This window comes from Marinomonas sp. 63XJN7_7_ISO-PGPR-S23-202, from assembly GCF_056173505.1.
The window spans coordinates 1,003,905-1,025,839 of sequence record NZ_CM149677.1 but is presented as its reverse complement, the minus strand read 5'-3'; the positions used below and the strand labels follow the sequence as shown (position 1 = coordinate 1,025,839).

The window sequence follows — 21,935 nt, the reverse complement described above, 5'->3', positions numbered from 1 at the left end:
ACAAAGGCGATTTTCTCAGAACCCATACTGATTTCCATGAGATATTCTTCATAAAATGTCCGCCGATCCCCCTATTCCGCTCAACGGAAATGTCAGCGTGTCATTATTTTTATCGATTTACGGCGAGGCTTCGGGCTAGGGTGAAATTGCAGATTTTAGTGAAGGTAAAACATATCTAGCCAATCTTCTAAGGGCGTATGGTTCTTTTACTTCAACATTAATAGCTTAAATTTGTGGGAATGCTTCAGACTGAGACTCGATTTTCTTACTTAAAAAACCTTTAGCCAATATTGACGGTATACTCGCCTTTCAGATAAGCCATACCAGACACATGTACTTGCGCGATGTCGCCTTCCCTAAGACTTAATTCAGCCCAGAGGCGCGACGTTTTCCCCATGGCTCGTCCTTGTTCAAAGCTCATACGTGTCCAACCTAACTGCTTATACAAATAGCAGGCTAACGCCCCCGTCGCACTGCCTGTAGCAGACTCTTCGGTTATCCCAACCGCAGGCGCAAAGTTACGGCAATAAGCCGTCATCCCCTCTTCTTCTGGATTTAATTCAAAAAGATGAAAGCCGATCACTTTCTCCTGTCGAGAAAAGTCCACTACCGCTTTTTCATCCATAACCACCTTGTCTAATTCACCTTTCGGTACGGGCACGATAATGTCCGGTAATCCAGTCGATAATGCTTGGATCGGTAAAGCTAGCTTAGAAAGCGCTCTCTCTGACAAACCAAATAGCGGTGCAATAACATCAGCAGAATAGACGTTCATCCAAGTTGGTCGAGTCTGCTCCATGGTAACCAACCCTGTAGTGTCCACGTCAACCGCTAACACACCCGCCTTTGTCTCTTGCATATAACGTCCCTCAGAGACAATACCTAGATGTTTTAACAGCCAAAAAGTCGCCACGGTAGCGTGCCCACAAAAATCCACTTCTTCCGTTGGCGTAAAAAACGCCACCGCAAAATCCGCTTTTTCACTTTGAGAAACAAACGCCGTTTCCGAGACGCCAACTTGTTTCGCTATGCTGAGACGATCCTCTCTAGACAAATTGTCTGCGTTCAACATCACCCCCGCCGTATTTCCACCCTTTTCAAGGTAGGAAAACGCCTCGACTAAATACACAGTGACAGGAGGCATTCTGTCTTCTACTTTTTCCATCACTACTGAACCGACTTTCATGTTTATTCCAACCTCTCTTCATGACGAAGATTGTTCTTACAGTGCGACTAGTTTACTCTCTTAGAAAGCGTCGTTGGGCTAGTTTAGTAGATCAACGACTTATCTGTAAGTGAACTTTATAGAGAAACCAAATAGTGTTTTTATCCTTCTTTCCCAAACCCAAATTATTTTTTCTAAGTTTCGTCCTATGGGCCCTTGTTTGTGTCATTAGCTGGTATGCAAAAATTCAAGACCTAGGTCACCTATTAAGCTTAGGCTCATTATTTGGCGTACATTTTCCTGATGCCTTAACCAAAGGAGCGAATGCTGCCGCACAAGCCGCTTTTGTCAGCCAACAAAAAACAGCTGTCGATGTATGGCTCTACCAATATATGGCCGTTTGCTACGCTATTTTTATTGGTGGATGGATGGCGTTCGGTGGACAAAAATGGGCTAAATGGTCAGTGATAGGCTCGGGGTTAATTGTCTTTATTACTTGGTTCCAAGTGCAGATCAGCGTGATGATAAACCAATGGTACGGAAGCTTTTATGATCTGATTCAAAAAGCCTTAAGTGCCCCAGACAACATCACTGCAACGCAGTTCTATTCTCAACTTTCAACCTTTATTACCATTGCCTTGGTTGGCATTACTGTCGCTGTACTCAATAATTTTTTTGTTAGTCACTATGTCTTTCGTTGGCGTACAGCCATGACACAATACTACACCTCTAAGTGGCAACAAGTTCGCCAGATAGAAGGGGCATCACAACGTATTCAAGAAGATACCATGCGTTTTGCCAGTATTATGGAGAGTCTAGGGGTGAGCTTTTTAAATTCTATTATGACGCTGTTAGCCTTCTTACCCGTGTTATGGATGTTATCTGCCCATGTTAAAGAGCTACCTCTTATTGGCGCTGTGCCACAATCCCTTATCTTTGTTGCGATATTATGGTCGATCATAGGAACCGCCTTATTAGCCATCGCAGGTATTCGTCTACCTGGCCTTGAGTTTAAAAATCAGCGAGTGGAGGCGGCTTATCGTAAGGAGCTGGTATATGGAGAAGACTATGAAGAAAGAGCTCAGCCTGTTACTTTGACAGAACTCTTCGCCAATGTGCGAAAAAACTATTTCCGCCTCTATGCAAACTATTTGTATTTCAACATCGTTCGATATGGTTATTTACAGGCAGGAGTCCTAGTGCCTCTTATTGCTTTAGGTCCTACCATTATTGCTGGCACAATTACTCTCGGTATCTTCCAGCGTATTAGCAATGCCTTTAACCAAGTAGAAAGTTCATTTCAGTTCTTAGTCGGCTCTTGGACAACGATTGTCGAATTGCTCTCTATTTACAAACGTCTAAAAGCCTTTGAGGCAGCCATAGATGATCAGCCTTTGCCCTCTATCGAAAAGACTCCAATCATTTAATCGTTACCCATGTGTCTCTATTGCTATAAAGCCATTTCAGGACGGTACAATACAAAAAGCCAGCTCGATGAGCTGGCTTTTTGTATTAAGCTATTGAGACTTCGAAGTTATTGAAACCTAGAGTCTCATTATTCTATTTAGACATTAATATTAATATTCTGCCCAAGATTATCCGTTGTCATATGATTACCATTGCTAGCAGCTGGCGTAGCATTGGCTTTTGGGTTGCTGTCCGTGCTTGCCAATAGGTCGAGCGCTCGCTGACCCTGTTGCACTTGAGCATCCTGAGACAGCTTCGCGGTGTAAACCTCTTTAGCATACGATGCCGCTGCATTTGCGCCACTGATACCATCCATAATAACCTCCCAAACGTCATTAAAAACACTTTCCGTTTACTATGTGACCATTATAGCTGAAAATTGTTCATTTTACGATCAGTTTATTTTCACTAAGTGTTTGCCTGTCTACTCGACTGATAATAAAAAGAAAGTTTTCAATCAGTCACACTATAAACTCGCCTTGTTCACGAATTCATCCCAATGGCGGCTCACTAACGCCTGATTGCTCTCCAACGTATCTCTTTGTACAACCCGACCTTGTTTTTGAAGATTCAAACGGTGGTTCAAAGCACGGTACAAAGTATACGTCTGCGTCATTTCTTGGGCCGTTTCATCGGCTATCAGACCGACACTGGCCGCGGCTTCTAGTTGACGTACATTATCCGAATAACGCATTAACTCTGGGTATTGATGGGACCAAGCCAGCACGAGATATTGCACCATAAACTCAATATCAATAATGCCACCAGCACCTTGTTTCAAATCAAAGCCCTTCTCTTTCCCGCCAGAGTCCAGATGGGCACGCATTTTTTCACGCATCTTGATGACTTCTTGCTTGAGTTCAACGCGATCCCGTTCACTACCAATAATCAGCTTACGACAGGCTTCGAATCTTGCCATCAAATCCTCATCCCCCGCTAATGCTCTGGCACGGGTTAATGCTTGATGCTCCCACACCCACGCTTCTTTTTGCTGATAGTCTTTAAAAGCTTCCAAGCTACTGACTAATAACCCAGAATTACCTGAGGGACGTAATCGCATGTCCACCTCATACAAGCGACCTGCCGCAGTAAAGCTGGTCAGCATATGGATGATGCGCTGACAGAGTCGTGTGTAAAAAGTTAAATGATCGACACTTCTGTCGCCACTGGTGTAGCCGTTGGCTTGGGCATCGTGAACAAACACCAAGTCTAAATCCGAATCATAACCTAGCTCCAAACCACCAGACTTGCCATAGCCAATAATCGCCAATTGTGGTGAACTGACCAACTCCCCATCCTGCACAGGAAAACCATGTTTGTGTGTCAAATGCCACCAGGATTGCTGTAAGACTTGCTCCAACAGGACTTCTGCTAACCAAGTTAAGTGATCACTCACTTTCATCACTGGCAGGATTTCTGTGATATCACAGGCCGCAATCCGTAAAGTAATGGATCGTTTGAAACGCCTTAAAGCGTCCATTTGTGCTTCTTCATCCTCTTCTGGCAGGCGCAGCAAAATTTGTTGCAACTCTTCTTTTAACATGGCTTTGCTAGGGGGGGAGAATAAAGTATTTGCGTCTAATAGTTCATCCAGCAACGCAGGGGAGCTGGAAATCACTTCGCTAAACCAAGCACTTTCACGACATAACCTCATTAAATGGGTAATGGCAGTGGGGTTTTCACACAACAAGGCCAAATAGGCAGTACGGCGCAATACCGCATCCAGAATGGGAATAATACGTTCTAAAATAATATCAGGGGCGCTTTCTTCTGCTAATGCCGATACAAAGGCCGCTAAAAAAACCGATAAGCGCTCCTGCCCAATGGGCTGCATAAAGACCACGCCTTTTGAGCTTAAAAACACACTTAACCGGTTCACGGCCGCTTCTCTATCCTGCCATTGGATATCGACAATGGCGTCCGCAATGGCTTCTTGATCCTTGGCATTTTTTAGCAACAAACGCCAACTTTCTTGCTGTTTCACCTCTTCACTGCTTTCTTCACCATCATCAATCAATTCAGAGAAAATTCCATGAACGAGATGACGTAAGCGCCACAGTTCGTCGTTTAATGCTTGCCAAGAATCAAACCCCACCATAATGGCTAGGCGAGTCCGTCCTATCTTATCCTCAGGTATAAGCTGTGTTTGTTCGTCCCGATACGCTTGCAGCGCATGTTCAGTGCGACGCAATAAAAGATAGGCTTGAGTGAGTGTGGCAACATCGGTTGAGGAAAGATAACGATGTTTTTCCAAATAAGGTAGAACGGACAGTAAGGCTGGCCTTTGCAAGCCTTGATCCCGTCCACCATGAAGAATTTGCAAGGCTTGAGCAATGAACTCAACTTCTCGAATACCACCTTCCCCAAGCTTAATATTATGCTCAATGCCTTTTCGGTGCACTTCTTTGGCAATCATTTGCTTTAAATCGCGCAAAGCGCCAATCGCTCCAAAATCCAAGTACTTTCGATACACGAACGGTTTGCGTAAAGCTTCAAACTCGGCAATGTCTTGCTGGTCACCCGCCATGACTCGCGCTTTGATCATGGCATAGCGTTCCCAATCACGCCCTTGATCTTGATAATATTGCTCCAAGGAGTCCATATTGAGCACCAACGCCCCCGACTGACCAAATGGTCTCAAGCGCATATCGACACGAAAAACAAAACCATCCGCCGTCACTTGATCTAAATGTTGGATTAACTTTTGCCCAAGTTTCGTGAAATACTCTTGATGGGAAAGGCTTTTTTTTCCTCCCTGAGTCTCACCATGCTCACGGAAAGCAAAGATCAAATCTATGTCCGACGATAAATTGAGTTCGTTGCCTCCTAATTTCCCCATGCCGATCACAATCATAGATTGCACCTTGCCTTGCTGATCCAAAGCATGGCCATAAAGCGCCTGGTAATGGCGCACACTCCATGCCAGACTGGCCTTAACCGAGGCATCAGCTAGAGCACTTAACTTGGTGGTTAACTCTTTTAGAGAAATCTGCTGCTGAAAATCCAACGCTATCAAACGTGTCATCCACCACTGTCGATAAAGACGCAAGCGCTTCATCAAACTAGGTTCATCCAGAACCGTTGACTCTTGATCTTGCTGTAACACCCCTCTGGCCACTTCCGCATCACTGGCAAAGTAGGCCTCACCTGCCATCATCGCTTCATAGGACGGTTGCGGTAGGTACATGGTCTCGCATAAGAGATCGTCTAACCAATGAGGAAAGCGCACCCATTGCTGATGCAAATAGTCGCTTAACAACCATAGCGGCTCTAAACGATCTATTTGCTCTTGATTGAGAAGAGTCAACCCACGACGCTCTCTCGCCTCTTGAATTGCCTCGTAAAGCGTCGATCGATTAGGATGTTGGTCACAATAAACAGGATAAGCAGTGTTCTTCACAAGCGGGGTCAAAGGAGATTCCTTCTTTATGGTTTAAGTCTTTGCACAACGTCTACGGAAGTCTCATCATGCAAAGGTAACTATTTTTTATTATCGATAAACAAATTAATGACAGGCAAACGCCCAGCGAAATCAACAGCACAATAATCTAACGGGCCGAAGCTTGATTGAGCCATTGACCTACTTTTAACATCACAATGCCAGTTTGCTTCAAACCTCCAAAGTGAGGGAGCAAGTCTTCTACAAACTCTGAAGACGCGGCTAATAATGCTTTCTCCAATAGCAGCACTTCTTGCTTCAGTTCCGACGACAAATAATAGGCTAATTGAACCAACGAATGGCGAATGGGTTGAATCAATATCTCATCTTCCATATAAAACATGGCTTCCCAGTAGACTAACCAAGATTCGTACCAATATACTGCGAAGTCAAATTCTGTCGCCGTATTGCCTGGCTTCTCTGGAAACTGAATCTGTCCATGCTTAAGACGAACCCCTTTTTGTGCTTTTGACACCGTACTCACTTGCACGGGAACCTGTTGGGCTAACTTGTGAGCGAATTCGTATAAGACATTATCATCACCCGATTTTAGCTCAATCTCCAACTCGCAGATGGGCTCTTGACCATAAGCAGAGGTCACGACTCCTTGGTCACACACCACTTCCATTTGCGTGCCCTGCTCTTCTATCAGCCAGACCTGGCGCTCAAAGTCCGTTCGATACACTTCGATCAGATCTTTCCCCCAAGATAAATCCCTTAACGACTCGGGTAAGGGTACGGCGTTTAGCAAGGACAAATCTAACTGTCCATTAGGCACTCGCCATTCCCATTCACCACGGGCGTGCATGCCAATTCGGCTACTGCCTCGGGTTTTCAATGTCTGAATGTATTCCTGATTCACTGCCCGAATACGCAGGGCCACCCCCGCGTCCATCAGCGTCGCATCGGCGGTATCAAAATAACCATTCATCAAAGAGAGGGTAGATTGACGGGAGCTTGTCTCATTAGCTTGTTTGCAAATTTCATCTAAAAACTCACTTGCAGGCTTGAGATACTCGGACTGAACCATTAGCTTTAGTTCTAGCTCGGTAGCCATATTTTCTTAACCTCATTCACTTCTGACGCATTATCACATCAGAGACTACTTAATTTTTGTTTAAGTGTATCAGATGCCCAGCCTACAGTAGTAATATTAGCGTTATCACTTTGATCGAGGATAGCTTGTGAACACTCCACCGCCGCTCATCACCATGATGTCTCAACTGATTGCATCGCCCTCTATCAGTTCTAGTCAAGCCAGCTGGGATCAGTCAAATAAAAAAGTCATTGAACTGTTAGAAAACTGGCTTTCCTCCTTGGGCTTTTCTTGTGAGGTCATGGCGATTCCCAACCGCCCCAACAATGTCAACTTGATTGCCACAATCGGTCAAGGCGAAGGTGGCTTAGTCCTATCCGGTCATACGGATACCGTACCTTATGACCAAGATCGCTGGCAATCGGATCCTTTTCGCCTAGAAGAAAAGGACAACAAACTGTATGGATTAGGCAGTTGTGATATGAAGGGCTTTTTTGCCGTGGTCATCGATACCCTGCGCGATATGGATTTGAGCCAATTAAAAGAGCCATTAATTATCCTCGCTACTGCGGATGAAGAATCCTCGATGTCGGGTGCCCGAGCATTAGTCAGCCAGCAGAAAATTAAAGCTCGTTATGCGGTAATCGGCGAACCCACTTTGCTGAAACCGATTTATGCCCACAAAGGCATTATGATGGAACGCATTCAAATTAAAGGACAGTCTGGCCATTCATCCAACCCTTCCCTTGGCAATAACGCCATGGATGCCATGCATATGGTCATGTCCGAGCTGATGACCTTTCGCCAGCAATTGAAGAAAAAATATCGCGACGCCAATTTTGTCATTGAGTACCCAACCATGAACTTTGGTTGCATACACGGCGGCGACAGCGCAAACCGTATCTGTGGAAAGTGTGAACTGGACTTTGACCTACGTGCTTTACCAGGAATGAGTAACCAATCCTTGATTGAAGAGATTCAAGCGATTTTACCCAAAATCGAAGAGACAACAGGCACCACAATAGAAATGCGCAGCTTGTTTGAAGACATTCCCTCTTTCCTAACGTCCACGGATTCTGATATTTTAAAAACCTGTGAAGCGCTGACCCAGCAAACAGGCGACAGTGTCGCTTTTTGTACCGAAGGCCCCTTTTTAAATAAACTTGGCATCGAAACCTTAATCTTGGGTCCAGGCTCCATTGATCAAGCCCACCAGCCAAACGAGTTTATGGCGCTAGACCAGATAAAACCCATGCAGCATATTCTGCGCGGCTTAGTGCATCGCTATTGCCTACAAACAGTCGAAAAAACACGAACTAACACAAACAGTCCATCTATCGACAAACATCATGAACAAACTAAGATCGACCCATTTAACAACATAGACGAGGAAGACCGTGTCTGAAGAACTCAATTACGTGGACTGGTTTCGCCATTCCTCTCCCTATATTAATGCTCATAGAGGAAAAACGTTCGTTATTTTAATCCCTGGAGAAGCACAGGAATGTGATCATTTTTCCAGCATCATTCATGACTTAGCCCTGTTAGATTCATTAGGCATTCGCCTTGTATTGGTTCAAGGTGCTCGTCCCCAAATTGATAGAGCTTTAGCGCAAAAACATTCTGTCAGTGTTTTCGAAAACGGCTACCGGATTACCCCACAAGAACAATTGTTAGACATAATCCAAGCCTCTGCCGCTGTTCGAGTACAGTTAGAAGCCCAACTATCCATGGGCTTATCCAATACGCCCATGGCGGGAGCTCGCTTGAAAGTGTGCAGTGGCAACTATGTCATCGCACGTCCATTAGGCGTGGTGAATGGCATTGACCATGGTCATTCTGGGGAAGTGCGTCGCATAGACTCCGACGCAATTTTTCGCCTGCTTGAAGACGATAATATGGTGTTATTACCTCATCTTGGTTTTTCACCAACAGGAGAAGTCTTTAATCTAAAAGCTGAAGACGTTGCCATACAAGCCGCCGTACAGCTAAAAGCGGATAAGCTAATCATCTACTCCGAAGAAGAAGGGGTTTTTGATCTTGAAGGAGAGCTCTACTCTGAACTGGTCGCCCATGATGCTGAAATCATTTTACAAAACAATAGCCTACCACACTTCACCCAAGTGGCCTTAGAAGCCTGTGTCGCCGCTGTTCGCCAACATGTTCCAAGGGCGCACATGATTTCCTATAACGAAAATGGTGCCTTACTCAGAGAGCTATTCACCCGTGAAGGCGCAGGCACCATGATAGACGAAGACAGTTACGAGCAACTTCGTCCCGCTCACATTGATGATGTGGGCGGCATGATGGCCCTGCTTGCCCCATTAGAAGAGAAAGGGGTGTTGGTTCGTCGTTCACGGGAATTACTGGAAAACGAAGTGGATCGTTTTATCGTCATTGAACGAGATGGTGCCATTGTGGCTTGCGCAGCCCTCTACCCATTTGAGCAAGAAAATGCGGGAGAGTTGGCCTGCCTAGCAGTATCACCGGATTACCGTGGCTTAAATCGCGGTGACCGTCTACTAAAAGGCATTGAACTGTCGGCAAAGCAGCAAAATTTGAGCACCTTGTTTCTATTAACGACACGAACCGCCCATTGGTTTATCGAGCGAGGCTTTAGCGAGACATCACTGACGACGCTGCCAGCCAAAAAACAAGCGTTATACAACTACCAACGAAACTCAAAAATATTTGTTAAAACGCTTCGTTAAGGAAAACACTTATAGTAAAAAGAAAAAGGCGCTCCGAATCATTATCAGAGCGCCTTTTTTCATTTTAGAGCGTGTTTTCGAGAGCTGGGCTATTTATCAGAAATCAGCCCAATGCTAGCCTACTTCTTTTCAACAGCCTGGGCTGGCCATGCCTTACCATCCAAATTCAATTCTGGAAGATCGACCGCAGAAAAAACAGGGCTCTCTATGCCTTTTTTCAACTGATCTTCATAGTGTTTAAGAATACGTAAGCCTTTCTTGAATAACATAATCAAGGCCGTCAAGTTGGCAACCGCAAGCAACCCCATGGTTAAATCAGAAAAAGCAAAGATAGAATTTAAGTTGGCAACCGCACCAAGACCACATAGTAAAATAACCGCTAAACGAAAGACCATCACAGCCAACGTCCCTTTTCCTTTACGAAATAAGAAAGCTAAGCTGTTTTCACCCAAATAGTAGTTATACAAAATCGTACTAAAGCCAAATAGCAAAAGTGCGATACTGACAAAGATACGTCCAGACTCGCCAAGATGGGTCGCTAAAGAGGCTTGAGTTAAGGCCACCCCACCAGCCGCAACATTGGTACTGGATGGGTCGTAATTGGTACCCAGTAAGATAATCAATGCCGTACAGGTACAAAGTAAAATGGTATCAATAAAAACAGAAAAGGACTGTACAATGCCTTGGTTAACAGGATGAGGGACAAAAGCCGTCGCCGCTACGTTTGGCGCACTGCCTAAACCGGCTTCATTAGAAAACAAGCCTCGTTTCATTCCCATCAGAATGGCAGCGCCCATACCTCCCCCCACAGCGGGGCCTAAACCAAATGCACTTTTCACAATGAGTTCTAGTGCATGAGGAATAGCCGTCACGTTCATCACCAAAACAATCAACGCCAACAATAGATAACCAATGGCCATCACTGGCACAAGGATTTCAGCAATACGTGCAATGCGCTTCACACCGCCGAAGATGATCAAAGCAATCACAACAGCTAAAGCCAATCCACTCACTTTTAACGGAATATGAAAGGCATCCTGTAACGAGGTGGCAACCGCATAGGACTGTACCCCAGTAAAGGCCACACCAAATGTAATCAATAATAAGATAGAGTACACAATGGACAATGGACGCCAGTTAGCCCCGATACCACGCGAAATATACTGTGCCGGACCACCACGGAAAGAACCATCAGGTTCTGCCGTTTTATACGCTTGTGCTAGGGTACATTCAAAAAAACTGGTGGCCATTCCCATTAGACCCACCAGCCACATCCAGAAAATCGCTCCTGGACCACCGACGGTAATAGCAACCGCCACACCAGCTATATTACCGCCGCCCACTCGCCCAGCAACAGATAACACAAGGGCTTGAAAAGACGTCAGTTGACCATTTTTAGCCGCTTCTTTTTTACTAAATAAGACAGAAAACATGCGCCCAAAAAAGCGGAATTGAACAAATCGGGACGACAAGGTGAAACCAAGGCCAACTGCAATGAGCAATGCAATCAGAACATAGCTCCACAATAAATCAGTTAGTTGTACAAGCAAAACAAAACTCCTAGAAATGGATAAAATTGCTGGCGAGGCGTTTATTGCCAGTTCAAGGGGCGGTATTGAACCAAATAGGAAAGGCAAGTAGCAAGAAAAATTGCACCTAAATAGACATTGAAATCACAAAAACGCACTATTTTAGTTCATTTTTTAAACAAAACAACGTAAAAACGCTTTATCACCTCCCTTTTACAAGGAGCAAATACTCTATATTGGAGTTGACCTCAACACTCCATATCACTGTATAACAAGCCATTTTTTAGCCTAAAAAAAGCCCCTCATATTGACTCAATATGAGGGGCTTTCTGTGAAAGGCATTCGCTTAAATACAAACTAATTAACGATTAGCCAATCCTTTATTTGCCAATTTTAAATGGAATAAACATTGGGTAACCTTGGCGAATCACACGCATTGGAACAGGGCGGTTATCCGGTATATTCTTCACAATGTTAGAGAAGCTTTGAGCATCTTTAACCTGCTTACCATCTAACGTAGTAATTACATCACCTTGCTCTAAGCCATTGCGTGAGGCAGCCCCACCAATCACTTGTTCGACCACCACACCGTGCTTAATATCAAGTTTTTTCTCTAAGTCCGCAGTAAGATTGCCAACGACCATGCCAAGACGATTTTGCTCTGCAACAGACTGTGCTGTTTTGTGCTTACTGGCAGGTCGAGTCTCAAGCGTCAAAGAGATCGTTTTATTTTTCCCATCACGGAAAATATCCATCGACACTTTTTCGCCCGCTTTCAACTCGCCAACCATGTAAGGCAATGCACTGGAGTGATTAATTTTTTTGCCGTTAAAAGAAAGAATAATATCGCCCGATTTCAACCCTGCTTTTGCAGCAGGCGATTTTGGCATAACACGACTGATCAGCGCACCATGGGGACGCTTTAAACCAAAGGATTGTGCTAAATCCGAATTCACATCTTGAATCAACACACCCAACCAAGCACGAGACACTTTACCATGCTCTTTGAGCTGTTTAACCACAGACATGGCCACATTAGTTGGAATGGCAAAGGACATGCCCATGAAGCCACCCGAACGGGTATAAATTTGTGAGTTAATCCCCACAACTTGTCCATCTAAATTAAACAATGGGCCACCTGAGTTACCTGGATTAATGGCCACATCGGTTTGAATAAAGGGGACATAGTTATCGTCGGGGAGATTACGTCCTGTGGCACTCACAATGCCCGCGGTGACAGTATGATCAAAGCCAAATGGTGAACCAATTGCTACGACCCATTGACCCGCTTTTAAGGTACTAGAATCACCCATTTTAACGGTGGGCAAATCTTTCGCATTAATTTTCAACAAGGCCAAATCAGTACGCGCATCCACACCAATCACTTTGGCTTTGTACTCACGACGATCACTCAAGGTCACATGAATCACATCCGCGCCTTTCACAACGTGATCGTTGGTTAGGATGTAGCCATCAGGGGAAATAATGAACCCTGACCCTAAAGAGCTACGTTCTTCCTTTCTAGGTGTCTGTGGACCACCAGGTTGACCTGGGAAAGGTTGCTGGCCAAAAAAGCGATGGAGAAACTCATTCAGAGCTTGATTGTTCGGATCCATCTGAGGCCCATCTTGCGACGCAACGTTTGTCGATATCGTCTGCTCAGTACTAATGTTAACGACAGCCGGAGCCACCTTTTCCACTAGTTTCGTAAAATTAGGCAGTTCAGCAGCTTTGGCGAGTACGGAAAACATCATCATAAACATGACGACACCGACGCTCGTTTGTTTAAGCAATCTGTTCATTGATTGGTCTCCTTAAGACATATCAAGTTGATTACAGTGCCAGGTGAAGAAGGTTCTACACTTAAGGCGTAAAAGTTAATGGAATATGTTCACCCTTTAAGGGCGTTTCTATCCGTAAAATGGTCGGGTAAAAATTAGGATTATTTATTTCAGATAGCGACTTTCTCTTTGCTAGCAATAACCCAAAAACAAACCCCATGATAGAACAAATAACCGATACATCATTACTTGCCTGCCATAAGGAAGGAATCATGGCACCACCCACTAATCCCAGCAAAGGCATCAAGTACATCCAAAAAGACGCTTGTAACAAGGTATCTTCAGGAATGCCAACCACAACGCGCTGACCCACCTCAACATCGAATGAGGCGGTTGCGCGCATACGCATGCGATTACTGGCAGACACCTGTGCAATCGCATGATGTCCACAAGCATGACGCGCTCGGCAAGAAGTACAACTGCTGGTACGAATGGTCTCTACCTCCGCATAGCCCTCTTCAACGGAGAGTATGGTTCCCGTTTCTTCTATCATTCTTTTGCCTTTGGTCGAAAGACGGACATAAGTTTCTCTATTGTTATGCTTGGCACTTCACCAACCATCGTCACCAAATAAAGCTTATTACCTACTTTAATCGTTTTTTCTCCAGCCATGGTCGCCCCCATACTCATCATCGTTGTCGCTTTGGGCTTGCTCACGGTGTCCACAAACACCGAAATGCTCGCCATTCCATCGGACAAGAGAAGCATAGTAGATCCCTGATGGATGGCCCTTGCATTGGGCCAAACCAAGGCAAAACCAGGAGGCAACCAATCAAACATCCATCGACTTTTTACAACGCGATACATGGGCTCTGTCATCTCTTCCGAGTATTCCCCTTTTTTAGGGATAAAATCAGACCGTTTCAAGTTTGGATGAAAGTTCACCGCCGTAAACTGTATCCTGTCTAATAATTTACCACTAGCATCCGTAATATCATGTTTCAGAAGAAAATGATTTTTAACATCCAGCCAAAGCTCATGACCATATCGATAGTCGTCTTTCGGTACCAACTTCAAGACACGCGCATCTCGACCAGCAATCCGTCCCATTTTATTACTCAGCTCTAACCGATACCCCTGTTTCAGCCGATCAATATCCAACTGCTTAAAACGATCGAACGGTACCTTCCCAGGAGTTAGCTTATTAGAGTACGACTCATTAGGATAAACACAAATTACTGTATCACCGATACGCAAAACTTTAATCTTCTGACCATCAAGATCGACAAGACTTTCGTATTCTTTACCATCTTTACGTTCATGTTTCACCCGCATACTGCGCATTTGATTCTCTTCAGAATGCACAAAAATGCCATCATAATCGAGATCTGAAAACGACTTAGACATGTCAATAAACAACTGGGCTGCATCAGGCTGATTTGCTTTTGCTTGAGCCAAAACCGGTAGCAAACATACCAACAGCAGATAAACGCGCCACATACGTAATAGCTTCATTTTTCCTCTTCCGTTGGATAGCTAACAAGACGTGCCATAGGAATGATACCTTGACCTGCATTGATAGTGGCTTGCTCTGCATGTTGCCGCAGATAAGATTGTAAGCGCTGATTATCCTCATTAAGTGGCTGCTTATTTAGCTCAGACAGAGTCGTCACAGGCAGCGCCATATTCGTTTGAGGCGCTTCCACAGTCGCTACCTGCTCTGGAATGCTGCCAGGTGCCATTAAGTAATTGCCAGTAAACACCACCACAACGGCCACACTGGCCGCTGTCACCAAAGAAGGCCATAAGGACCAAACACTTTTTAGCCTTGACGTTTCTTTATCCTCTGTTCGATCAAAAGGTGACACCTCAAAAGACGCTTGTTGCGATGCTAAATTACCCTGCTCAATCGGCGAGACGGTGGCAGTTTGATTATCATGATCCAGCACCGCTTGTTGATCTTCCTCGTCGATTTGCGCCCTTACTCGACTGACGAGATCCACACTGACATCCGCATTAATTGCCAACTCTTGATGTATAGACTGCTGAATTAAATGAAACGCTTGCATTTTCTCATCAAGGCTTTCATCCACCTCAAGAAGGCGCTGTAAATCTTGTTCACTGGCTTCATCATCAAACATGGCCGAAAGACTGTCTAACATCATAGAATCAATCTCTTTTGATGTCGTCATAAAGTGTCTCCTCCATTTAAAAATGGACGTATATGTTTTTCTAGCACCTCGCGAGCACGAAATATTCTGGATCGCACCGTTCCAACAGGACATTCCATAATGAGTGCTATGTCTTCGTAGCTCAGTCCATCAAACTCTCTGAGGGTTAATGCGCTTCTCAATTCTTCTGGCAAGGACTTTAATGTGTCTCTAATAACGCTTTCTAATCGGTCACGGTTGAGCAATGCCTCTGGCGTATCCGAATTCAATAACGCATCATGATGACTCTCTACATCATCATCGAGCTCCATATCGTAACTTGGTGGACGACGAGACCGATTGACTAAATAATTTTTCGACGTATTGACTGCGATCCGATAGAGCCAAGTATAAAACGCACTTTCACCACGAAACGAGTCAATTGCTCTATAAGCTTTAACAAAACTCTCTTGGGCAATATCTAATACTTCATTTTTATCTTGTACATAACGACCAATCAGCCCAATTACCTTATATTGATATTTAGCAACTAATAAATCGAAGGCGCGTTTATCACCTTGCTGCACTTTTTCCACCAACGCCTGATCAGAAGACGTTTCACTCAGCATAGGCACCCCTAATTAATACTTCACATCTGTGCCTGTACACACATAAGAGACAACGCAACATGTTATGAGTTCCCATAAAAAATAAGACTCGCCCCAAACATTTTTAAAACATGTATATTTTTGGAGAATAAAGCGCATTTTTAGAAAGTATTCACTATTTATGTTTAACAATAGTAACATTAAAACTTCAAACACTATTTTAGTAGAACCCAATAATGAGCCGACACTTTAAACACGATATCGTTATCGTCGGTGCAGGTGCTGCAGGATTAACCTTAGCACTTGAACTGGCTAACACTCACAAAGTCGCCATTTTGACCAAAGCCGATATTCGCGAAGGGTCAACACTTTACGCACAAGGTGGTGTGGCAGCAGTATTATCCGAAAAAGACACCATAGAGTCTCATATTGCCGACACCATTGACGCTGGTGCGGAATTGGGCGACTTGGACGCTATTCGCTTCACCGTTGAACACTCCAAAGAAAGCATCGCTTGGCTGATTGACCAAGGTGTTCCTTTCACACGCTATGGCAATAACGAAGAATACCACCTAACAAGAGAAGGTGGTCACAGCCATAGACGTATTATTCACAGTGCTGATGCAACAGGTTTAGCCATTTCGCAAACTCTGATAAAAAATGCGACAAACCATCCCAATATCGAATTTTTCCCTGACCGTGTCGCGATTGACGTCATTACCACCAAAAAACTGGGATTAGCAGGAGAAAGTCGTGCCATCGGCGTTTATGCACTCAATTTAGACGACGACGTCATCGAAGTATTCCATGGTAAGTACGTTTCTCTCGCCTGTGGTGGCAGTAGCAAAGTCTATCTTTATACCAGCAACCCAGATACCGCCTCAGGCGATGGTATCGCGATGGCGTGGCGGGCGGGTTGCCGTGTTGGCAACATGGAGTTCAATCAGTTTCACCCGACTTGTCTGTATGACGCCAAAGCCAAAACCTTTCTGATTTCTGAGGCCGTTCGTGGTGAAGGTGGCCGCTTATTGCTGCCAGACGGATCACGCTTTATGCCGTCATTTGATGAGCGTGCTGAGTTAGCTCCCAGAGACATCGTTGCCAGAGCAATCGATCATGAGATGAAACGTCTAGGGATTGATCATGTGTTATTAGATATCTCTCACAAAGACAAAAGCTTTATCAAAGAACACTTTCCCACCATCTATCAACGCTGCTTAGAATGTGGCCATGACATGACCAAGGCTCCGATTCCCGTCGTGCCAGCGGCACATTATACCTGTGGTGGCGTGGTCGTTGATCAAAATGGCGCAACCGATGTTAGTCATCTTTATGCTATTGGCGAAACCGCTTATACCGGCCTGCATGGAGCGAATCGCTTAGCAAGCAACTCGTTATTGGAATGTATTGTCTTTGCCCGATCAGCGGCTAAACACATTATTAGCCATCCCCTCGAAGACGAAGGCCTAGTCATTCCAGATTGGGACGAATCGAAGGTCACCAACTCAGACGAAGATGTCGTCATCACCCATAACTGGCAGGAATTGCGTCGTTTTATGTGGGATTATGTAGGCATAGTCAGAACCAATAAACGCTTACTACGCGCCAAACATCGTGTGGATTTGCTAAAGTCAGAGATCCAAGAGTTTTATAAAAACTACAAAGTCTCTAGCGGCTTATTAGAGTTACGTAATTTGGCTGTGGTGGCGGACCTGATCATTCAATCCGCCATGTCACGAAAAGAAAGCCGGGGATTGCACTTCACACTGGATTATCCAGACAAACTGGAAAACAGTGAACCGACCATTCTTTCTCCTCATAATAAGCCTTAAATAAAATCCCCTTCGCATCTAATAAGGTTCCACTGATAACGATCTAATCAATGGAACCTTGCTCAGACGATTTATCCCTTGTCGCCTCGGCACGCTGTCGTAACATCTGCTGTGCACCATAGGAGCGTAAAAAGCGATAGGCATCATAAGGCACACTGTCTCGATAAATCACCCGATAGCTTGGCCAAAAAAATCGAGTAACCTTCAACTCCTGGGACGCAAAGGTTGCGATCAGCTGAACCCCATTCACTCGCACAAAAGTTAAGCGTTCTATACGCTGCTGTTCCTGCCAGAAAGCACCAAACTCATCAATCCCAACGTAAATAGAACCGCGTGCTCGGCGGTAAACCACTAGACCTAAAAAGCCAAATACAAAGACAATCAAAAGCCCCCACCAAAACAACGGTGGAAACCAAAAGACACGTAGGAGAAGAGCACAACACCCAGCAAATAAAAGCCAAAGTGCTATGCCAATTTTAGAGGGATTAAGCCTTGTAGTTTTCAGGCTGAACACGAGTCAAAATGATATTAACAATACGGGCGTGATCCGGATCCGGTGCTTCCTCTCTTTGCATAAACCAGAGAAACAACTCCTGATCTTCACAGGCAAGTAGTTTAATAAAGCGCTGCTGATCTTCCTCGTCCAAGGTTAGATACACTTCCTCTAGAAAAGGCTCTAGAAGAACATCCAGTTCTAACATGCCTCGACGGCACTGCATTTTAAGACGTTTAAATTCAATGGAATCGGCGGTGATTTCAGACATTCAATGTTCCCCTAAATAGAATCGAGCCCATTATAGCCATTTGCCGCAAAACAGAAAATAGCTAACACGGATTCCCTGATGTAGATCTGAAAACCGCCTGTTTTTTCAAGAATGATACTCATCCCCTAAAAATAAAACGTACTTTTTTGACGTATTTTTACAGATGAAAGTAAAAACACAGCAAAATAGTACCAATATTGGATTTTTCTGTATTAGAGAGTCAATAGCACTAGGCATATATTTGAATGACTTGGTAGCCATAACTATCAGGCCTAGGTTAACGAGATAAAAATAATAACGACTCCAGAAGGGAGAGACCTACTATGAAATACTTCGCGAAAAGCGCGCTTGTCATAGCGACCTCTTGTGCAGCAACTATGCTGGCTACAGATGCCCTCGCCGACACTGTTCTAACCGTTGCGACGGTTAATAATGGTCAAATGATCCAAATGCAAAAACTCACCCCCGAGTTTGAAAAAGCCAATCCAGGCATCAAAATCAAATGGGTTACGCTTCCAGAAACCCAACTACGTCAAAACCTTACGCAAGACATTGCCAATAAAAGTGGCCTGTATGACATCATGACCATAGGCATGTATAACACGCCTATCTGGGCCAAACGCGGCTGGTTATCCCCCATCAATACCAGTGGCAAATATGATGTGAAAGACCTGATTCCTTCCATTCGCCAAGGTTTGTCTTATAAGGACAAACTCTACGGAGCGCCTTTCTACGGAGAAAGCTCCATGGTGATGTACCGTAAGGATCTGGTTAAAAAAGCGGGTATGAAAATCACTGACCGAGATAAATGGACGCATATCGAAAAAGTGGCCAAAGCCATAAACGACCCCAAAAAAGGCGTATACGGTATTTGTCTACGCGGCAAAGCTGGCTGGGGAGCCAATGTAGCCCTTGTGACCACCATTGTTAACTCTTTCGGTGGACGTTGGTTTGATATGAAGTGGCACCCACAAATTGATACGCCTGCGTGGAAAAAAGCCGTTACTTTCTACGTCAATATGCTGAGAAAATACGGACCACCAGGGGCTACTTCGGATAACTTCAACCAAGATCTTGCCTTATTTGAACAAGGCAAATGCGGTATCTGGGTGGACGCTACCATTGCAGCGTCTTTTGTCTCGAATCCAACAGAGAGTAAGGTTGCTGACAAAGTTGCTTTCGCTCAGGCGCCCTATGAAGTCACCAAAAAAGGCTCTAATTGGCTGTGGTCATGGGCACTCGCGATTCCTGTCACCAGTAAACATCAAGCCGACGCACAAAAATTTGTCCGTTGGGCAACCTCTAAAGGCTACATCAAATTGGTTGCGAAGCATTATGGTTGGGCGTCTGTTCCTACTGGTACAAGGGAAAGCACTTATGCTAATCCCAACTTCCAAAAAGCCGCAGTTTTTGCGAAAGCGGAGTTTACCGCCATCAAATCTGCCAACCCAGATGACAGTACTTTAAAACCCGTTCCATACAAGGGTGTACAGTTTGTTTCTATTCCTGAATTCCAGTCAATCGGAACCATTACAGGACAAATGATTTCCGCCGCTCTGGCCGGAAAAATGTCTGTGGATCAAGCGCTGGAAAATGCCCAGAAAATTGCAGAACGTCAAATGCGAGCGGCAGGTTACTACTAACTCTGCTGTTTAGGAACAAAGAAGCAAGACTTCTTTGTTCCTGATTTTCTGACCTTCCACTGGTCTTTATAAACAGAATAAGAGAGAGATTCCCCATGAAGCGTACTATCACTCGCTTGTTAATGGCTCCGTCTGTCATCGTGTTGCTTTTGTGGATGATCATACCTTTGTCCATGACCATCTACTTCTCAACCATTCATTACAACCTACTGTATCCGGGTCCTACTCGGTTCGTTGGTTGGTTGAACTACGATTTCTTCATAACGGACCCTGCCTTTCTTACCGCAATAGGCAATACCACTCTTCTGGTTGGGTCCGTATTGATCATCACCGTCGTACTTGGGGTCGCTCTGTCTGCCCTGATTGACAAACCCTTTTTTGGCCGTGGCATTGTGCGAGTACTGCTTATCTCGCCCTTCTTTGTTATGCCCACGGTAAATGCCTTGGTTTGGAAAAACATGATGATGAATCCAGTTTATGGCATTTTTGCTTGGATATGGCAAAGCCTCGGACTGACGCCCATTGACTGGCTTTCTACCTACCCGCTGTTTTCAATTATCGTCATGGTCAGTTGGCAATGGCTGCCTTTTGCCATTTTGGTCTTTGTTACCGCCTTACAGTCACAAGATCACGAACAAAAAGAAGCCGCACAAATGGATGGTGCCACTAGCTGGCATATTTTCCGCTATCTGACCATTCCGCACTTATCTCGACCCATTACCGTGGTCGTCATGATAGAGGCAATCTTTCTATTGTCGGTGTTCGCGCAGATTTATGTCTCCACCAATGGGGGCCCAGGCTACTCCAGCACCAACTTGGCTTACATGATTTACAACCAAGCACTGCTGCAATTTAACGTAGGCACAGCCTCCGCTGGCGGCTTAATCGCTGTAGTCTTGGCGAACATTGTGGCCTTCTTCTTAATCCGTGCCGTCGGCAAAAACTTAACGGTGTGAGGTGATTGTGATGACTCTTACTCAACAAAGAAAGCTCAAAACCGTCCTGATTGGCTCTTTGGCTTGGATAATCGCCTTAGTACTGTTTTTCCCAATCTTTTGGATGTTTCTTACCTCCTTTAAAACAGAAGCTCAGGCCATTGCCTTTCCTCCAGAGCTGTTTTTCAAACCCACCCTAGAGAATTTCGCTATTGTGCAGGAGCGTAGCGATTATCTGTACCATGCCATGAATTCGGTTGTGATTTCCTTTGGGGCCACCATCATCGCTCTGATCATTGCTATTCCAGCTGCTTACTCTATGGCATTTTTTCCAGGCAAGCGGACCAAAGATATCCTGTTATGGATGTTGTCCACCAAAATGCTGCCATCGGTTGGGGTATTGGTGCCGATTTATCTTTTAGGTCGCGATTATGGCCTGCTTGATACTCGAACTGGACTGATCATTATCTTTACTCTGATGAATCTACCCATCATCGTCTGGATGCTGTTTTCCTACTTCAAGGATTTGCCTAAAGAAATTCTCGAAGCCGCACGAATGGACGGGGCGACGCCCTGGACGGAAGTCACCAAAGTGGTGATGCCTTTGTCCGTTGGCGGCATCATCTCAACGGGGTTGCTATCCATCATTTTGTGTTGGAACGAAGCGTTTTGGTCCATCAACCTGACGGCCACCAATGCGGCACCACTAACCGCCATGATTGCCTCTTACTCAAGCCCTGAGGGCTTATTCTGGGCCAAGCTATCAGCCGCCTCCACCCTAGCCTGTGCCCCCATCATCATCTTCGGCTGGTTCTGTCAGAAACAGTTGGTCCAAGGCCTGACATTTGGTGCCGTCAAATAATAGGAATTTAAGC

19 protein-coding genes are annotated in these 21,935 nt (G+C 44.9%); 7 read left to right on the top strand and 12 right to left on the bottom strand.

What is annotated here, in order from left to right; genetic code table 11:
• Positions 1-280: 280 nt before the first annotated feature.
• A complete protein-coding gene (locus tag AC0VYG_RS04635; protein ID WP_475431174.1) occupies positions 281-1,186 on the bottom strand; it encodes a PhzF family phenazine biosynthesis protein in 906 nt (301 codons plus the stop codon).
• Positions 1,187-1,320: 134 nt separating this feature from the next.
• Here AC0VYG_RS04635 and sbmA point away from each other — a divergent pair, with 134 nt between their 5' ends.
• Positions 1,321-2,592 (top strand): peptide antibiotic transporter SbmA, encoded by a 1,272-nt coding sequence (sbmA, locus tag AC0VYG_RS04630; RefSeq protein WP_475431173.1) that lies wholly within the window; start codon positions 1,321-1,323, stop codon positions 2,590-2,592.
• A gap of 137 nt (positions 2,593-2,729) precedes the next feature.
• Here sbmA and AC0VYG_RS04625 read toward each other — a convergent pair whose 3' ends face one another.
• The 3 genes from AC0VYG_RS04625 to AC0VYG_RS04615 form a co-directional block, all read right to left on the bottom strand.
• Positions 2,730-2,948: a hypothetical protein gene (locus AC0VYG_RS04625; protein WP_475431172.1), complete on the bottom strand. Its 219-nt coding sequence runs from the start codon at positions 2,946-2,948 to the stop codon at positions 2,730-2,732.
• A 150-nt stretch (positions 2,949-3,098) separates the two neighbouring features.
• Positions 3,099-6,044 carry a bifunctional [glutamate--ammonia ligase]-adenylyl-L-tyrosine phosphorylase/[glutamate--ammonia-ligase] adenylyltransferase gene (gene glnE, locus AC0VYG_RS04620; RefSeq protein ID WP_475431171.1) on the bottom strand — a complete coding sequence of 982 codons (2,946 nt, stop codon included), beginning with the start codon at positions 6,042-6,044 and terminating at the stop codon, positions 3,099-3,101.
• Between the two features lie 136 nt (positions 6,045-6,180).
• Positions 6,181-7,128, bottom strand: a complete 948-nt coding sequence (locus AC0VYG_RS04615; protein ID WP_475431170.1) for a CYTH domain-containing protein — start codon at positions 7,126-7,128, stop codon at positions 6,181-6,183.
• Between the two features lie 127 nt (positions 7,129-7,255).
• On the opposite strand from AC0VYG_RS04615, the gene argE reads away from it, so the two are divergent.
• A complete protein-coding gene (argE, locus tag AC0VYG_RS04610) occupies positions 7,256-8,512 on the top strand; it encodes an acetylornithine deacetylase (RefSeq protein WP_475431169.1) in 1,257 nt (418 codons plus the stop codon).
• Positions 8,505-9,818 carry an amino-acid N-acetyltransferase gene (gene argA / locus AC0VYG_RS04605; RefSeq protein ID WP_475431168.1) on the top strand — a complete coding sequence of 438 codons (1,314 nt, stop codon included), beginning with the start codon at positions 8,505-8,507 and terminating at the stop codon, positions 9,816-9,818. The genes argE and argA overlap by 8 nt, the downstream gene beginning before the upstream one ends.
• A gap of 119 nt (positions 9,819-9,937) precedes the next feature.
• On the opposite strand, the gene AC0VYG_RS04600 is transcribed toward argA, so the two are convergent.
• The 6 genes from AC0VYG_RS04600 to rpoE form a co-directional block, all read right to left on the bottom strand.
• On the bottom strand, positions 9,938-11,368 hold the full coding sequence (locus AC0VYG_RS04600; protein WP_475431167.1) for an alanine/glycine:cation symporter family protein: 1,431 nt from the start codon (positions 11,366-11,368) through the stop codon (positions 9,938-9,940).
• 359 nt (positions 11,369-11,727) lie between these two features.
• Complete coding sequence (locus AC0VYG_RS04595) at positions 11,728-13,149, bottom strand: DegQ family serine endoprotease (protein ID WP_475431166.1); 1,422 nt, start codon at positions 13,147-13,149, stop codon at positions 11,728-11,730.
• A gap of 61 nt (positions 13,150-13,210) precedes the next feature.
• Positions 13,211-13,681: a SoxR reducing system RseC family protein gene (locus tag AC0VYG_RS04590; RefSeq protein WP_475431165.1), complete on the bottom strand. Its 471-nt coding sequence runs from the start codon at positions 13,679-13,681 to the stop codon at positions 13,211-13,213.
• The gene (locus tag AC0VYG_RS04585) at positions 13,678-14,643 is read right to left on the bottom strand and encodes a MucB/RseB C-terminal domain-containing protein (protein WP_475431164.1); all 966 of its coding nucleotides are present in this window, start codon (positions 14,641-14,643) and stop codon (positions 13,678-13,680) included. The genes AC0VYG_RS04590 and AC0VYG_RS04585 overlap by 4 nt, the downstream gene beginning before the upstream one ends.
• Complete coding sequence (locus tag AC0VYG_RS04580) at positions 14,640-15,320, bottom strand: sigma-E factor negative regulatory protein (RefSeq protein WP_475431163.1); 681 nt, start codon at positions 15,318-15,320, stop codon at positions 14,640-14,642. Before AC0VYG_RS04580 ends, AC0VYG_RS04585 begins: the two co-directional genes overlap by 4 nt.
• Positions 15,317-15,907: an RNA polymerase sigma factor RpoE gene (rpoE, locus tag AC0VYG_RS04575; protein WP_475431162.1), complete on the bottom strand. Its 591-nt coding sequence runs from the start codon at positions 15,905-15,907 to the stop codon at positions 15,317-15,319. The genes AC0VYG_RS04580 and rpoE overlap by 4 nt, the downstream gene beginning before the upstream one ends.
• 215 nt (positions 15,908-16,122) lie before the next feature.
• On the opposite strand from rpoE, the gene nadB reads away from it, so the two are divergent.
• Positions 16,123-17,718 (top strand): L-aspartate oxidase, encoded by a 1,596-nt coding sequence (gene nadB, locus AC0VYG_RS04570; protein WP_475431161.1) that lies wholly within the window; start codon positions 16,123-16,125, stop codon positions 17,716-17,718.
• A 43-nt stretch (positions 17,719-17,761) separates the two neighbouring features.
• Here nadB and AC0VYG_RS04565 read toward each other — a convergent pair whose 3' ends face one another.
• Entirely contained in the window at positions 17,762-18,232 is a 471-nt protein-coding gene (locus AC0VYG_RS04565) for a protein YgfX (RefSeq protein ID WP_475431160.1), read from the bottom strand.
• A complete protein-coding gene (locus AC0VYG_RS04560; protein WP_475431159.1) occupies positions 18,204-18,482 on the bottom strand; it encodes an FAD assembly factor SdhE in 279 nt (92 codons plus the stop codon). Before AC0VYG_RS04560 ends, AC0VYG_RS04565 begins: the two co-directional genes overlap by 29 nt.
• A 323-nt stretch (positions 18,483-18,805) precedes the next feature.
• On the opposite strand from AC0VYG_RS04560, the gene AC0VYG_RS04555 reads away from it, so the two are divergent.
• The 3 genes from AC0VYG_RS04555 to AC0VYG_RS04545 all read left to right on the top strand — a co-directional run bounded on the left by AC0VYG_RS04555 (position 18,806) and on the right by AC0VYG_RS04545 (position 21,922).
• The gene (locus tag AC0VYG_RS04555) at positions 18,806-20,125 is read left to right on the top strand and encodes an ABC transporter substrate-binding protein (RefSeq protein WP_475431158.1); all 1,320 of its coding nucleotides are present in this window, start codon (positions 18,806-18,808) and stop codon (positions 20,123-20,125) included.
• A gap of 95 nt (positions 20,126-20,220) precedes the next feature.
• Positions 20,221-21,081 carry a carbohydrate ABC transporter permease gene (locus AC0VYG_RS04550; protein WP_199477772.1) on the top strand — a complete coding sequence of 287 codons (861 nt, stop codon included), beginning with the start codon at positions 20,221-20,223 and terminating at the stop codon, positions 21,079-21,081.
• Between the two features lie 10 nt (positions 21,082-21,091).
• The gene (locus AC0VYG_RS04545; protein ID WP_475431157.1) at positions 21,092-21,922 is read left to right on the top strand and encodes a carbohydrate ABC transporter permease; all 831 of its coding nucleotides are present in this window, start codon (positions 21,092-21,094) and stop codon (positions 21,920-21,922) included.
• The last annotated feature ends 13 nt before the right edge of the window (positions 21,923-21,935 follow it).